Source organism: Streptococcus pseudopneumoniae (genome assembly GCF_001072315.1).
GTDB lineage: Bacteria > Bacillota > Bacilli > Lactobacillales > Streptococcaceae > Streptococcus > Streptococcus pseudopneumoniae_R.
Genome location: NZ_JVLI01000004.1, coordinates 13,730 through 30,033, shown reverse-complemented (window position 1 = coordinate 30,033; position 16,304 = coordinate 13,730). Strand labels below are relative to the sequence as shown.

Genomic DNA, 16,304 nt, shown 5'->3' with positions numbered 1-16,304 from the left:
AATATATTTATCGTCTTAAAACTTCACTCAAAGAGAAATGGTGCAAATCAGAAAAATAATCAAATACATTTTTAGTGAGTATCTCCATTGTATTGAAATCTACCAATCTTAAAAAATCTAAAAATCTCCTATTTCCGATAACTCCACCAATAAAGCATAGGGTTAATACAATGAAAAATGGTAAATAATTATTTCTAATGTATTGTACTCTTTCAATATGGGTTTTATTGTAGCCAATATGTAAAATCATCGAAATGGCAACTAAAGGATAAACAAACCAAACAAAACGATCTAATATTGTTAAAAATGGAAGTACTGATAAAGTTAATAAACAAATGTACAAAACAAAAGATAAAAAAAGTTTCATATTAAGATTCTTCTGAAAACGAAATGTTGTATGGTATAAAAAAATATATAATAAAGAAATAAGAACACCTAAATATACATTTATTAAATCAGATGTACTATATAATTTTATAAATATTTCTGTTTTTTGATAAGCATTAAACTTCTCTAATAAAAATGATAAATATTCAACATTGAGAGTTTGCAACAATGGAGATAAGAGCGTAAAAATTGGTAAAGAAAATAGAATAATTATTTTCTTAAAAAAACTCGCATCTTTAAACCATGGAAATATTAATCTAGTCGCTACAAATATTACTGCACTAGAATGGATTAATATTGGAATAAGATAATAAAATAAAGTTTTATTTAGTTTAAATCCATTCTTTATTTCTTTATAGAATAAGAAAACAATAATGGCCCCTGCTAAATGATACCTCATACCACTAGTTGTAAAACGAACATTTACGATTGCAACCATTGTTAATAAAGCTAATAAAAATAAAAATTTTGAGATATTATATTTCTGATAGATTTCATATATTATTTTAGTATATAAGAAATAAACAATCAGAATGACTGTAAAACTAACTAGTGAATAGGTACCTGTCTTACTGAATATATATAGCAATAAGGCAAATAAGGGATAATTATAATAACCATACTCTTCCGTCGGAATATTTTTAGACATCAAGTTCCCAAACCAATCAAAAACATTATCATAAAACTGAAATAAATAAGCTGCTTTATAATGATAGGCTCCATCATCAGTAAAATACGGAATATACCTTAGCGCAATTAAGGAAATACCTATAACAAATAACATTAAATAATATCTGCTATATCTAAATCTATAAACTATTGGAATTAATAAGAATGGTGTAGTTATAATTGGAAATAATAGAAATACACCAAAAAACAGTAAAAAAACTAAAAACATTATATACTCCTTTTTAACAATTTTTTTATACGGCAGTATAAATTGGGAGTAAGTAAAAACCAATTATATTTAAATTTAAATTTTATAGAAACTTTAGAATTAAAGATTATACTCCAGTATAATGAACTTATTTTTTTAACAATATTTCTTAAAGCTTTTGTGTCCGTAGAAGCTGCTGCTTCAGATATAGGAAAAGAACCTTGAACAATTTTTAAATTTAACGCCTTTTCTACACTATTACCATTATAAAATTGTTTTATTTGAATTCTATTATTCTCACCTGCATCAAAAAAATCAAATCGCTTATCTGTAAACTGAGATTGAACGATACTACCAGGACGACGATAGTAATGATACGTAATAACAGGTGAAATAACTATTTGTTCAGCTAATCTTAAATGTTCAGCTACAACAAAAAAGTCTTCGTAGATTTTTCCCACAGGAAATGGTCTCATTTCTAAAATGTGTTTTTTATAAAGTTTTGCACATGCAGATACCGTAGCAACTTTATCTTCCAACATTAATTCTAGTGCTTCTTCTTTTGTAACTATTTTACTAGATTCTAAATTAAATTGTTCCTTGCTAAATTTTTCATATTCATTTGTAGTTTGAACTTTTGTTGAAATCAAATCAGCTTGATATTTCTCTTGAATTAGACTCAATAATTCAAATGTAAAGTGCTCTATATAATCATCCGGATCCAAAAAGAATATCCACTCATTAGTTGCTTTTAATACACCATAATTACGCGCATCTGATAAGCCACCATTCTCTTTATGAAATACCCTAATCCAATCATATTCTTGAGCATATTTATCACATAATTTTCCTGAATTATCAGTAGAACCATCATTGATTAGTAAAACCTCAAAATTTTTATGAGTTTGATTTACTAAACTGTCTATAGCATAATGAAGGTAATCCTCAACATTATATACAGGAATAACTACACTAATATTCATCCATCTCGCTCCATTCTTTTTGTTGCTTATTTATTAACGGTTTTAAGATGAGATTAAATATATTTTTAAATCTAGAATTTATATAAATTAATGAGACTATTTTTTTCGAATGATCATATTTCCATCTATAATGACATTTATGAGCGTAACTAAATAATCGGCTCGCTTCCTCGATATTCTTATTCATTATAAACAACTGACATTGCTTGTTGATTAAGTATGTCAATACGTCTCTGACTACTGGTTCTAAGTTCTTATCAAATCGAATTACTTCATAATAATCGAGAATTTTTTTTGTTACTCTATTGTGATGATCTGCTTTTTGTTTCATCACATTTAAATTCATACTCTGATCTTTTCTACCTAAGAAATACTGGTAAACATTTAAATCAATATAAACATAACTTTTTACATATTGCAAAGGTAACAAAGTATATTCCATATCTACATAAAAGGTCTTTTCACTTATATTAATTCTAGATTCTTTCAATATAGATGTTTTGTATGTCAGAGCATGCATGGGAATCCGTTTGAAAGGTATTCCCTCATATATTTTATTACAATCTAATATCTCAGAAAAGCCAATCTCTTTTTCAGTCTGATTATAGATATGTTGTTCAGTATAATTTGTAATAACCATATCTACATCAATACCTTTAAGTTCTTCTAATAATTTTTCAAAACTTGGCACATCAATCCAATCATCCCCATCGATAACTTTAAAAAATTTTCCTTTAGATTCTTTTATACCAACATTAATCGTTGACCCATGTCCACCATTTTCTTTATTAACAACTCTAATATTTAGGTAACTACTATTAGTAATTAAATCTTCGACAACTTGAAGTGAGTTATCCGTACTACCGTCATTAACAACAATCACTTCAAAATCCGCATAATATTTTTTATCTACTTGTTTAAATGATTCTATACACTTAGTAATATATTGTTCAATATTATACATTGGTACTATGATTGTTACTAATTTATCGTACATTTCATTCTCCTGTTATTTTTTCTATCAATTCAATCCACTGTTGAATTATTTTATTTTTATCAAATTTATCCATATTATCCTTGGCATGTTTAGCGAAGGAACTTCGCAAGTTCGAATCTTTCATCAATTCAAGTAGTCTCTCACTCATCTTATCGGTATCATAACAATCTATTAGATAACCATTGACCCCATCTTCAACAATCTCATTAGGTCCCGTCGGACAACTAAAACTAACAATAGGAAGATTGTATTGCTGAGCTTCTAGCAATACCAAGGGTAAACCTTCATAGCGAGACGTCATGACATAGATACTGTGATTAGGATAAATATTTTCAGTTCCCTTTACATTACCTTTAAAATTTACCTGCGACAACACACCACCTTCTACCAGTTTCCTATTCAGGGCATTTTCAATAATCTTATCTCCTGATCCATAGATATCCCACTGCCACTCTGGATGTTTGGATAATACCTTTATAGCTACTTCAGCGAGATAATCATAACCTTTTTGGCTATGAAATCTACCAACTGTAACTATTTTTTTCGCAAGTTTATCATATTCAATATCGCTTGATTTTACTTCATCTACCCAATTATAAACAAAATTCACTCTATCTATAGGTATATTATATTTATTTGAATATTTTATTCTATCTTCTTCTGTCAAAGTGACAACTTTATCAAAAAATTTAGCTCCAACAAATCTCTGCACTTCCCTACTTTTAAAATCACGAAATTCTAAGCTATGATGATCACAAAAAACTATTTTTACATTTAAACCTAGAGTAGCTAACCTAACCATAGCATTTGTTAACGGACTTATAGAGAAAATTACCTCAATTTTTTCTCTTTTAATATAGTCCCTTAGTTTACCTGTTAATTTTAAGGTAGCAGTTCTGATTCTGAGATTACCCTTGTGAAAATTTACTAATGTTACTTTTGGTTCAATATCATAATTTATAAATTCGTCTTCATCTAATAAAATTGATAACAGTTTTACATCATAGTATTGTGACAATTCATTAGCCATATTAATAGCTACTTTTTCAGCTCCACCAATTTTACTTAGATTGTATCTAACGATTGCTATCTTTTTCATTAAGTTAATTCCTTTCATATTGAAAATAAAAGCACTATTTACTCACTAGGGAAGGAAATTTCTAAAATGATATGTGATTCCCTATCTTCAACTGCGGGTATTTTCATATAATCACCATACATTACAGTTAAATAGTTCTCAACATTATTTGGAACATTCCACTCATGTCCTTGAAAATTTAATTTTCTAGTTAACTGCATATCATCTCTTAAAAACATTTCACCAAAATAGTGCTTCCTTCCTGAAGGAACACTAAGGTATTTTGATTCATTATTCTTGCACAATGAATAGATACGTTCCGTAAGTCGTGTAAATTGTTTCAATGATATAAAACTAGTTAGAAAACCTAAAACAAGTTTTATTCCAAAAACAAGCCTCACTTCTTTTTGTTTCTTCATAATCTCCAACATCAACTCACGGTTTTTATAAAAATTTCTACACGATAGTAACAATCCAATTCCCATACATAGAAAACCGTGAATTTGTCTCAAAATTTTCGAATTAGGGACATTTTCCAACCAAAAGATATCAATAAAAAATCCACATTCCTCAACTCCGACATCCTCTCGACCACGAAAAACGGTTCCTTTTTGTCTTATACGACCAATTGGCATACCATAGTTTGGCGTATGTGAATTATGTATCCAATATTTATCAGAAAATTTCTGGTTGAATTTTTGAAAAAAGATCTCCCGCTCACTTCCTAACATAAATATATCCATATCATCATCCCACGGAATAAACCCTTTGTGTCGATATGCTCCTAAAGCACTCCCTCCAGAAAGAGAATAATACAGTCCTTCTTCTTCACAAACTGTTACAATATCCTCCATGATTTTTATCAAATACTCTTGATATTTAAGTAATATCTCTCCCTCTAATTTAATAAATTTACTGTCTGAAAATTTTAAATTTTTAAACAATGTCACCGTAGATAATCCCATACAATCCTCCAAATAATAATAAATAGTAAAAAATATAACTATGTAACTGGTAAATCTGAAAAGAACTGATAAATGTTCTTTAATAGGATATCCGTTTTACTATAGTCAATAACAGTCAATAACTTCAAAAGGAAAATTCTTATTATAGAAAAAAACTGTAATAAATACTATTACAACAATACTAATCTCTAATCCATAAGTAATACTACGATTTGATAAGATTATCAACTGTGCTCGATACTTAAACAATATAAATGAAGAAATTACAATCATTTGCAAGAGTAAAAAAGATTCCTATCATATATATTTCTAAACGGTACAGATTCCATTGATAATAATGTTACATAATAAGTCATCTTGACAAAAGATAATTTCCAATCATCAATCCCTTTAATAGTTCTACTCAAAATAAAATATTGAATTAAAAATAAAACCATTAGAACCACACCAATATACAACCTCATTGTTAGAGTAGTATTAAAGAGCTCTGAATACGATGCGTTATCAGAGTAAATATCAATTTTTCTAATAAAAGATTGAAGGAAACTAATACCCGTCCACTATGAAAACTTTGGTGCTAATTTTATTATAATTGGAAAGCCTAATAAAACAAGTAAACTTTTACCTACCGTAATCTTTTTTAGGTAGAAAAAATGAATCTCAGAGCAGCACAATAAACAACAGCCGAATGAATACTTATTGGAACTAAGTACCATAGCATCACCCAATACTTTGTATAATTATATTTCGACTCCAAATACATAATTAACATTATCAGAGAAATTGTCATACAAAATCTCATGCCACTAGTGGTGTATCTATAGTTATTTAAGTAATTAGAATCAGAATATAGGTTAAGTTAGAGTAGTTTTTATAGGACTTAAACAAATCAACAACATAACCAAAGCTAAAATATATCACAAACGCTGAAATAAAACTAAGCAAACTATAATGATGAGTATTTCTGACCAAATACATCAATGAAGTAAATACCGGAACAGAACCATAATCATATCTACCAACTCTAAATCCTGATTCAAAAGCTTGAAACATTGAAATAATGCTATCAAAATTAGTTAGTACTTGTGTTGCTCTAAAATGAAATGCTCCATCATCTAATGGATGAGGGATATAACGCAAAGCTATTATAGAAATCCATAAAACTGGGAAAACTAAAAAATTAAAAAAGTAAGTAATAATAAAATCATAATTTAAAAACTCTGTCCATATTTCTTTCCAAAAAATTTCGCCATTAAAAATGACTTCCCTTTTTTAAACAAGTCAATATTTTCCATGTACATAAAAGGAACTTCCTTAATATTTAGATTGTTTTTATCTAACCATACATTAAATAACAACTCACTTACTCTTCCAAAGAGACGGGCTTCAAAAGGAGTTAAATCTGATAAATCCATACATTCATACATACTATCTAAAATTGGAAATAGCCAAGTGAAATAATCATCGGCTAGTTCTTTTTTCATAATAAACATATTGAACATATAGCCACTTCTCTGCTTCATTACCTTATCAAAACTTGCTAGATATTCAGGATTTTTCTGTTCAATCATTTTTCTAGCTAGGTCTAAGTGGCTAGCATCCAAGGTATGAGCATAGTGAGAATAGAGGGTTTCTATATAGTACTTTCTTTTTTTAGGAACGATGACTTCTGAGTTCTCTAACAATTTCTCCACTTCAAACCTATTTAAAATTACATCATCAATATTTATTGATTCATTGTACCCTTTAGTTATTTTAGTAAAATAACGACGATAGTGTACCAAACCTAAATAGTCGCACTCTAAATTTTTCCATGCCCAAAACAAGCCAGTTAATTCGCAATAATAAGGGTTTAAATCAGAAATATTTTCTCCTGAATTGTCACCTTGAAATCCTAAATTTTTCTTCCCTTCACATCCTACATGAATTGGTAGATACATATTTGTATCACTGGGCATTTTATATTTTTTATGTGTCGCTACTAATATTTTTATATTCTTCATGTTAACTATTATTACCCATTAAAACTGTATAAAATCCCTTCAAAATAAGCAAGAAATCAGTCTTGAAAGATACATTATCAATATATAATAAATCGAGATCCATTCTGTCAGCAAAAGGCATGTCATTTTTATTTGGCGTAACTTGCCAATAACAAAGCAAACCAGGTTTCACAGACAATCTTTTAGACGTCTTTAAAGCAATACCCATTTCTTTATGGGTAAGAATATGATGAGTTATCTCAAACTCTTGTAATGGACGGGGTCCCACTATAGCCATATCACCTTTTATAATATTCACTAATTGAGGTAATTCATCAATTGAAAGTTTTCGTATCACTTTACCGACTTTTGTAGTCATACTTTGAGAATGTTCTTTAAAATTTAGACGATCAGTTTTACCACTATTAATACTTTCCTTTATCCTCTGATCGGCATCTTTATACATGCTCCGAAACTTTATTACTTTGAATTTTTTTCCATTTAAACCAACTCTATCTTGTAAATAGAAAACATCTCCTGGATCTTCTATCCAAATAGCCAGAATCGTTATAGGAATAATCGGTATGATTATCAAGGTAATAAATAGGAAAAACGCCAAAAATCTATCTAAAGTATTTTTTAAAATCGAATACATTTTTAATTAATTATTTCTTCCCATAAACTCCATAGGAACCATAGACTCCATAAGCTCCATATTTTCCAACTTCTGTGTTAAATTTATTTAGAACTACACCTAAACATGGAATTCCTGTTTGTTCTAACTGTTCTTTAGCCTTTAAGACATCACGTCGTTTTGTCTCCCCAACTGCCGTTACCAAGATAGAAGCATCACATTTTTGCGTAATGATGGTAGCATCAATGACCATTCCAATCGGTGCCGTATCGACAATGACATAGTCAAAATACTTACGCAAGGTATCAATCATAGTGGCAAAGTTTTCACTCTGTAAAAGTGCTGTTGGGTTAGGGGATACAGGTCCTGCTTGAATAACAAATAAATTTTCAACATTGGTATCACAAAGTCCATGAGAAAGGTCAGTAGTACCTGCCAGAAAATCTGTTAGGCCAGTAATTTTTTCTCTTGATTTAAAGACTCCTGACATGACAGAATTACGAATATCTGCATCCACCAATAAAGTTTTATAGCCCGCACGCGCAAAGGCCCAAGCAATATTTATTGATGTTGTCGATTTCCCCTCACCAGGTTTGACAGACGAGATGGAAAGAACTTTCAGATTATCACCACTCAATTGAATATTTGTTCGCAAAGCATTGTAATGCTCTTCTGCTTTTTTCGCAAAATCTAAACGTTTTTGTGCTATTGCTAATGTTGGCATATTTTCTCCCTTATTTTAACTTATTCAAATCTGGAACAATCCCTAGAAGTGCAATCTGCATTACTTCTTCCACATCTTCTGGTCGCTTAACATGATCATCTAACAACTCAAGTAACAAGACTGAAACGACCATCACTGCACCTCCCGCTAGAAAAGCTAGCAGGGTATTACGACGAATATTAGGTGATGAAGGACTTAAGGACGGCCTTGCTTCCTCCAATGTTGTCACATCAGATACACGAGTTACAGAAATGATTTTTTCAGCAGCCACTTCACGAAGAGCATTTGCGATACGGCTAGCTTCTTCTGGTTGTGCATTTTTTACAGTAATTGATACGATACGAGTATCCACAGGTACTGTTACCTGAATCTTCTTGCTTAATTCCTTAACTGTTTTCTCTAGTTTAAGATTTGAAATGACTTTCTCAAGTACATCTTGAGAGAGGATGATTTCCTTATAGTCTTTTACCAGATAGGTACCTGCCTGCAAATCCTGGTTGGTCAACCCTGCTTTTTCCGATTGATTTCGATTGACCACATAAATACGTGTCGTACTAGAATACTCAGGTTTCAGTACAAAACTACTTACACCAAAAGCAACTAAAGCCGCCACAATCGCAGTTAGGATAATAGCGATTTTCTTCTTCCAAAGGACTTTAAACAATTGAAAAACATCAATCGTAATTTCTTTATTTTCTTTCATGTCAACTCCTAAATAATTTGATCAGCTAAGATTAAACGAGGATTTTCAATAAATAATTCTCTCGCTCTTCTTTCACCGTATTGTTTTGAGATAAGTTCATAGGCTTCTTTCATACAAGGGGGGCGTTTATCCAAATTGTGCATATCACTAGCAACAAAATGAACCAAATCACGTTCAAGAAAATACCTAGCTCTTTTCTTCATAAATTTGTAGTTATCCCCAAACAACTTTAGTTTTAAAACACTTGAACTGTTGATTTGTGTATAACAGCCCATATCAATCAATTCTTTCACACGCTTTTCATTATTCTCTAATTCATGGTAGCGTTCAATATGAGCAATAACAGGCGTTATACCCAGCATGAGAATATTGCTTAAAGCAGTATGGATTTCCCGATAAGGGGTAGCCATGCTAAACTCAATGAGTGCGTATCGCGTTCCATTTAGGCTTGGGATCACCTGCTCCTCTAGCTTCTCAAGAATATCACTAGTATAATAAATTTCTGCTCCATAGAGAATGGTCAAATCTGGAGCCACTTCCTTGGCTATCTCCTTGACTTCTTGGAAATTTGTTGCTATTGTCTCCTCAGGAGTTTCAAACATCCCTTTTCGTCTATGCGATGTCGAAACAATAGTCCTTACCCCTTGCCTATAGGCTTCTGTCAGAAGCGCCTTGCTTTCTTGCTTCGTTTTAGGACCATCATCCACACCAAATACAATATGCGAATGAATATCAATCATTTTGTTTTATTTTCCTTCCAACACATTATTGATCGCAGCCTTGACTGACTCTAAACTGCTATCACTTATCTCCATCATGTAGAGGTTACTCTCAGGCATGGCATAGGATGGCAAATCCATACGCCCTGTTCCTTTAAGATCTTGCGAATTGATCTTATAAGTTCCACCACTCTCAAGTTGGGCATTAACCAAATTCATCATAGTTTCAAGTGGCATATTGGTTTGAATCGAATCTTGTAGCCCTTTTATAATACTGTCATAATTTTTCAAAGCTTCTGTCGAGGTTAACTTTTGCAAAATAGCGACAATGACCTTCTGCTGGTTACGGCCACGATCCCGGTCTCCATCTGCCAAAGAATAACGCTCACGCACAAATCCTAAAGCTTGCTCCGAATCAAGATGGACATTCCCTACTGGATAGTGCTTCCCATTTGTATGAGCAGTAAATTCCTGATCATTATAAACATCAACTCCACCGAGAAGATCAATCAACTTCAAGAAAGAGGTGAAATTCAAACGAGCATAATAGTTCAAATCAATACCATAAAGATTTTCCAATGTATGAATTGAAGCATCTACTCCATAAATCCCTGCATGGGTCAACTTATCTTTTTGGTTGTTGCCTCCATCTGCAATTGGAACATAGGAATCACGAGGTGTTGTTGTCAAGAGAATCTTTTTAGTTTCACGATTAACTGTCATAATGATATTGACATCCGAACGAGAAACTGAACTGATTGGACCGTAAGTATCGATTCCGCTGATATAAACGTTGAAACTGTTACCTTTGACATCTTTTGGAGTTTCAACCGTCTTCGTTAATTCTTTGGTATAGATTTTCTTAATTTTTGAAGCATAGTCAGGATATTCTGATTCGATAATATTTTCAAAGACGCTGTTTAGAATGATTGCTTTTGTATCACCGGCTAGCAAGCTCTTATAGGCCGCAAGATAGGAGCTACTTTCTTCGACTGTTAATTCCTTATTTTGACTAGTCTTAATATCAGCGATTAGCTTTTGAATATTCTCATTATCCGTACCTGTTGGCCCCATAACACTAGATAATTGGGTAACATTATTGATATCGCTATCTTTTAAAACGACGACGCTGAGAGAATACTCTGAATAATTTGAAGTTGCATTAATATGACTTGTAAATCCTACAAATTGCTGCAGAGTAAATAACGAAACTGAACTCACTAAAACAGCTAGTGTCAAAAAGAAAATCGTGAACTTTTCTGCTTTTTTATAGATTATTAATAATGCGGCAATCACAGCAACCATCAAGGCAAAAACTGCGACCACTATATTAACGTGCCTGAAAGCAAGTATATTGTACTTAAAGATTAAAAACAATAAAAAACCAGCCAACAATAAATAAATAGTCAACAAAACTATATTAACACTTCGCTTCACTTTCTGTGAACGTGATTTTTTAAAACGTCTATTCATGATTAACACCTATACATTTAATGTTACTATTATATCACCTTTTTACGATAAGTTCTACATCTAGCCAGTTTATAAACATCCTTCGATATAGGTTATTTGGACATCAAAGCACTTATACTCTTCGAAAATCTCTTCAAAGTATACCAACACCACCGTATAATGGTTATATGTTACTGGAGACAATCTCAAAACAAGTCTTTGAAATTCTGTGTATCTCTTCCTAGTTGATCTTTGATTTTCATTGAGCATTAAACCATCAAAATCAATACAGCATTTCATTTACAATTTTCAACACAGCCAGATAACTACTAGCCCATACAGCAAAAAAACAGTTCTATTAGGACGACTTTATAAAAATCATCCAATAGAACTGCTCATCATTATTTAACATGCTTTTCTGCTTCTTTTTGAGCTTTTTCGATTGCTTTTTTGCTTTCTTGCTCCCATTTAGTCTTAGCTTCTTCAAACTGTTTGGTTGTCACAGTATCTTTTTGCAGTTTCATGTACTTGTAGTTATTGCCGTCACCCTTGATGCCGACCAATGAATACCCTCTTGTAAATGGCGTTACTTTGGTGACAGATGCTGTTCCACCACTTGACATAGCTGACATAATCAGAGAATGATCAATCATCCAAGCCTGTGCTTCAGCATATTTTTCGTAACGTTTGGCTACATCTTTATTTTCACTATCTGCATCTTTGAGCATCTTAGTGTAGGTATCCAGACCTAGGCTAGTGATTTTTTCCTTGTCTTCCTTGGCATCTAGTCCAAAAATCTTGAGATAGAAGCCATCCTCTGCATTGAAAGGATTGAGATAAGTTGACGGATCTTGATAGTCACCTACCCAACCATCAAAGTTCAAATCGTAGTCTCGATCAGCTGCTGTTGGCGCTAAGAAGGCTACGTTATTAAAGTCATCTGTTGAAAGTTGCTGAACATCAATGACAATGTTATCCGCACCTAAAACTGACTCAAGGGTCTGCTTAACTGAGTTCATGCCTGTCACGGCATTTTTACTTGTCTGATCAACCGCCACATCCAAGTGAATTGGGAAGGTCACACCTTGACTTGTCAATTCTTTTTTAGCTTCCGCAAATTTTGCTTGGGCTTTTTCTTTGTTGAAATAGGCATCCTGAGCATCTGCCAAGTTAATACCTGACCATTCTGTACCATAGTTGACCAATTTAGAAGCAACTACTTCTCCAAAGGTCTTGTCTCCAACTTGGACAAATGTAGGAGGCACTAGGGTGTTACGAAGGGTCTTGCTAGCCGCCTCTTCCCCATTTGACTGGGCAGAATAGGCTGTACGATCCAAGGCAAAGTTCACCGCTTGACGGAAGTTCTTGTTCAAGACAGCTGTCTCAGTTGATTTCTTCTGCTCATCTGTCGTTTTAGACGTATGGTTGTAGGCCTTACGATTGACGTTGAAATTGAAGTACCAAGAAGTCTTGTCCTGCAAGCTATAGACGATATTATCCTTATATTTCTCCTTGGTCTTAGCAAAGTTAGAACTATTTGGATAAACCCCAGCGATTGAATAGGCTCCACTTTCAAAATTACGGATAGTCAATTCTTGGTCTGAACCATCAAAGTAAGCCAATTTCACATGTTCAATTGATACTTTGTCATGATCGTAGTAATGCGGATTTTTCACATATTCGATTGATGACTTCGATGTGAAATCTTTTAACAAATAAGGTCCGCTGTAGAGAATACTATCTGGAGATAAGGTACCAAAATCTTTCCCTTTTGAGTTTAAAAACTCTTCGTTTACTGGGAATAGAATACTATTGGTTGTTTTTGAGTTCCAGTAAGTCTCTGGACGTGTCAAAGTATACTCAACAGTCTGGTCGTCAATAGCCTTCACCCCAACCTTAGAAAAGTCAGAATCCGCTCCTGTAATATAATCATTCAAGCCCTTGATCGAGTTTTGAATCAAGTCAATGGCCTGTGATTTATTATCCACTGCATACTTGATACCTGTCACAAAATCTTGTGCCTTGACTGGGGCATACTCTTCACCGTCAGCTGTGAACCATTTGGCATCTTTTCTCAGTTTATAGGTATAAGTCAGACCGTCGCTTGAAACAGACCAGCCCTCTGCCAAAGACGGAACTAGGTTTCCGTGATTGTCATTTTCAAGCAAACCATCAACTAGGTTGGTAATGATGGCTGTATTATCAGCGTAGTAGTCTAACAAGTAGTTAAATGTAGTTGGATTTCCACTAAAGGTTGATGAGTAAGTTTTTGTATCTGAACCTGATTGTCCGCAAGCAGCTAAAAGCAAAGCAGCTGCAAAAGTCAGTCCTGCACTAAGGATACGCTTTTTTGTAGTCATCTTCTTTCTCCTTTATGTTAGTTTTTATAACATATATTTATTTTACCAAAATAGTGGGAATTTGTAAAGTTAATTGAATTTTGAGAATGAAAGTTTATAAACCTTGGTTATAAAAAAACAAAGGATTTCTGTCTTTCATACAGTCCTCCCTTGTTTTTATACGATTTATTGATTAAAATTTATTTGTGAAAACAAGCCTAGACTCATTTTACATGTTTTTCTAAATTCTTTTGATACTGAGCATTCGATTCCAGTTTTTCCTTTTGCCACTTTTTGAAGGCCGCATCATACTCTTTAGTTGTCACAATATCATTTTGAAGTTCCATTCCTTTAAAAATAAATGGATCCCCCTTAATACCGACCTGTGAATAAGCTTTGGTAAATGGAACAGTACGACTAACCATAGGAGAGCCACCTGAAGAAGCAACTGGAATAAGAAGTGAACTATCAGTAACCCAAGCCTGTGCTTTGGCATACTTTTCGTATCGTTTATCAAGATTACTTGTCTCAGAAGCCGCATCATCCAAGAGCTTCTTGTATTCATCCAAGCCAACTTTCGCCACAACTTCAGGATCCTTGCCCTTTGTTATACCTAGATGTTTCAAGGCAGAACCCTTCTTAGCATCTAAAATATTGAGATAGGTTGCTGGATCTTGATAATCTGGTCCCCAACCTGTTCCGTTCAAATCATAATCTTTTTGGGTTGGAACTTTAGCTTGAGAAGTAATACTTTCCTTCTCATTGTCTGTCATTTGAAGAACATCTATAATGACATTCTCCATTCCAAGCGTTTCTTCAATTGATTGTTTTAGAGAATTGGTTTGTTGAACCGCAACTACATCAGTTTGCTCAACAGGCACATCCAAATGAATCGGGAAACTCACCCCCTTAGCTTGCAATTCTGACTTCGCTTTTTCAAATGCAGATTTAGCCTTTGTTGGATTGTAAATTGTATCCTTACCATCTGTGAGAGTCACATCTTTCCACTGTTCTCCATATTTCAGTAGTTCATCCTGATCCAACTGTCCGAAGGTCTTCCCAGCTACTTGAACATAATTATCTGGCACTAGACTATTACGAATAATCTTATCCGCACCCTCTTCACCGTTTAATTGAGCTGTATAGGCGTGGCGATTAAATGCAAAATTAAGAGCCTGACGGAAGTTCTTATTGAGAAGAGCTTCTTTTGTTGATGTTTTTTGTGACTCATCTGTTTTAGCTGTTTTATTGTAAGACTGGCGGTTTACGTTCACAGTGAGGTAGTAGCTTGTTGCCTCTTGTGGACTATAGACAATCTTATCTCCGTACTCTTTCTTAGTTGACTCAAAGTTTGAGCTTGCTGGAAAAAGACGTGCAGTGGTATAGGCACCTTGTGTAAAGCTACGAATTAAGGATTCTTGATCTGAACCATCATAGAATGTCAATTTAACATTGTCAATTTTGACATTGTCCTTATCCCAATAGTTAGGATTTTTTTCATATTCAATCACAGATTTAGAAATCAAAGATTTCAAAAAATATGGGCCATTGTAAAGAATACTTGATGGAGTTGGCGCTCCGTAATCCTTGCCTGTTGCATTCAAAAATTCTTCATTTACAGGAAGCATGGTTGCTGTGGTTACTTTAGAGTTCCAAAAACTTTCCGGGTTATTAAGGGTATATTCTACCGTATAATCATCAAGAGCCTTTACACCTACAGTTGAGAAATCGTTTGTCTCACCACTAACATAAGCCTCCAATCCTTTGATGGATTTCTCAACCAAAGAAAGACCATCAGACTTTCCATCTGCTGCATGTTTCAGACCTGTAACAAAATCCTGAGCTTTAACTTCCGCATACTCTTCTCCTTCTGAAGTATACCACTTCACACCTTTACGAAGTTTGTAGGTATAAGTCAAGCCATCTTTAGAAACTGACCAATCCTCTGCTAGAGAAGGAATGAGATTCCCATATTTATCATTCTCTAAAAGACCGTCGACGACATTACCTATTACGTCAGAAGTTGAACTTTTACTTGTAACACTATAATCCAAGGATGATGGATCAACTGCATAAACATAAGAAAATGTTTTGGGAGCATCTGCATTCTTTTCACTTTTCCCACAAGCAGTTAAAAGAATGGCTGTGCTCAAGGTCACTCCTGCTCCTAAGAGCCACTTTTTCGATTGCATAAATAATCTCCTTCAAAATAGTATTTTCACTATTATACCCTATTTTTTTATAAATGCAAGACTTCTTGTAGAATTTGTTAGAAAATTCTAACAAATGTTTTTAAAAGAGTTTTTACACAACTTTTAGCAAAAAGAGGCTGGGAAAAAAGTCTTTAAAACAAAAAACGCATAATATCAGGTCAGTACAATGAAAACCTTGGTACTATGCGTTTTATTGTGGGAAGATTTACTTCATTTTCTCCTGAAGTCGAGTTTTTGCCCAACCTCTCTCA

At 33.2% G+C, this 16,304-nt stretch carries 13 protein-coding genes; all 13 read right to left on the bottom strand.

From position 1 onward, the window contains the following. Positions 1-7: 7 nt before the first annotated feature. The gene (locus tag ADH54_RS00165; RefSeq protein ID WP_049523283.1) at positions 8-1,285 is read right to left on the bottom strand and encodes a hypothetical protein; all 1,278 of its coding nucleotides are present in this window, start codon (positions 1,283-1,285) and stop codon (positions 8-10) included. Next, positions 1,285-2,247, bottom strand: coding sequence for a glycosyltransferase family 2 protein (locus tag ADH54_RS00160; RefSeq protein WP_049523281.1), 963 nt, complete (start codon positions 2,245-2,247; stop codon positions 1,285-1,287). Before ADH54_RS00160 ends, ADH54_RS00165 begins: the two co-directional genes overlap by 1 nt. Continuing rightward, positions 2,237-3,244: a glycosyltransferase family 2 protein gene (locus tag ADH54_RS00155; RefSeq protein ID WP_049523279.1), complete on the bottom strand. Its 1,008-nt coding sequence runs from the start codon at positions 3,242-3,244 to the stop codon at positions 2,237-2,239. The genes ADH54_RS00160 and ADH54_RS00155 overlap by 11 nt, the downstream gene beginning before the upstream one ends. Position 3,245: 1 nt before the next feature. Further along, positions 3,246-4,343, bottom strand: a complete 1,098-nt coding sequence (locus ADH54_RS00150) for a glycosyltransferase family 4 protein (protein WP_049523277.1) — start codon at positions 4,341-4,343, stop codon at positions 3,246-3,248. Between the two features lie 38 nt (positions 4,344-4,381). Next, positions 4,382-5,287 carry a LicD family protein gene (locus ADH54_RS00145; protein WP_049523274.1) on the bottom strand — a complete coding sequence of 302 codons (906 nt, stop codon included), beginning with the start codon at positions 5,285-5,287 and terminating at the stop codon, positions 4,382-4,384. 1,211 nt (positions 5,288-6,498) lie between these two features. Beyond that, positions 6,499-7,290, bottom strand: a complete 792-nt coding sequence (locus ADH54_RS00140) for a DUF4422 domain-containing protein (RefSeq protein WP_049523272.1) — start codon at positions 7,288-7,290, stop codon at positions 6,499-6,501. A 1-nt stretch (position 7,291) separates the two neighbouring features. Beyond that, positions 7,292-7,924, bottom strand: coding sequence for a sugar transferase (locus tag ADH54_RS00135; RefSeq protein WP_049523270.1), 633 nt, complete (start codon positions 7,922-7,924; stop codon positions 7,292-7,294). A gap of 10 nt (positions 7,925-7,934) precedes the next feature. Continuing rightward, positions 7,935-8,627, bottom strand: a complete 693-nt coding sequence (locus ADH54_RS00130) for a tyrosine-protein kinase (RefSeq protein ID WP_049523268.1) — start codon at positions 8,625-8,627, stop codon at positions 7,935-7,937. A gap of 10 nt (positions 8,628-8,637) precedes the next feature. Further along, positions 8,638-9,330: a CspC family polysaccharide chain length determinant protein gene (locus ADH54_RS00125; protein ID WP_049523267.1), complete on the bottom strand. Its 693-nt coding sequence runs from the start codon at positions 9,328-9,330 to the stop codon at positions 8,638-8,640. Between the two features lie 8 nt (positions 9,331-9,338). Beyond that, a complete protein-coding gene (cps4B, locus tag ADH54_RS00120) occupies positions 9,339-10,070 on the bottom strand; it encodes a capsular polysaccharide biosynthesis protein Cps4B (RefSeq protein WP_049523265.1) in 732 nt (243 codons plus the stop codon). 6 nt (positions 10,071-10,076) lie between these two features. After that, on the bottom strand, positions 10,077-11,522 hold the full coding sequence (locus ADH54_RS00115; protein ID WP_049523264.1) for an LCP family protein: 1,446 nt from the start codon (positions 11,520-11,522) through the stop codon (positions 10,077-10,079). 380 nt (positions 11,523-11,902) lie between these two features. Next, positions 11,903-13,861, bottom strand: a complete 1,959-nt coding sequence (locus ADH54_RS00110; protein ID WP_049523263.1) for a peptide ABC transporter substrate-binding protein — start codon at positions 13,859-13,861, stop codon at positions 11,903-11,905. 203 nt (positions 13,862-14,064) lie between these two features. After that, the gene (locus ADH54_RS00105; protein WP_049523262.1) at positions 14,065-16,032 is read right to left on the bottom strand and encodes a peptide ABC transporter substrate-binding protein; all 1,968 of its coding nucleotides are present in this window, start codon (positions 16,030-16,032) and stop codon (positions 14,065-14,067) included. Positions 16,033-16,304: the final 272 nt, after the last annotated feature.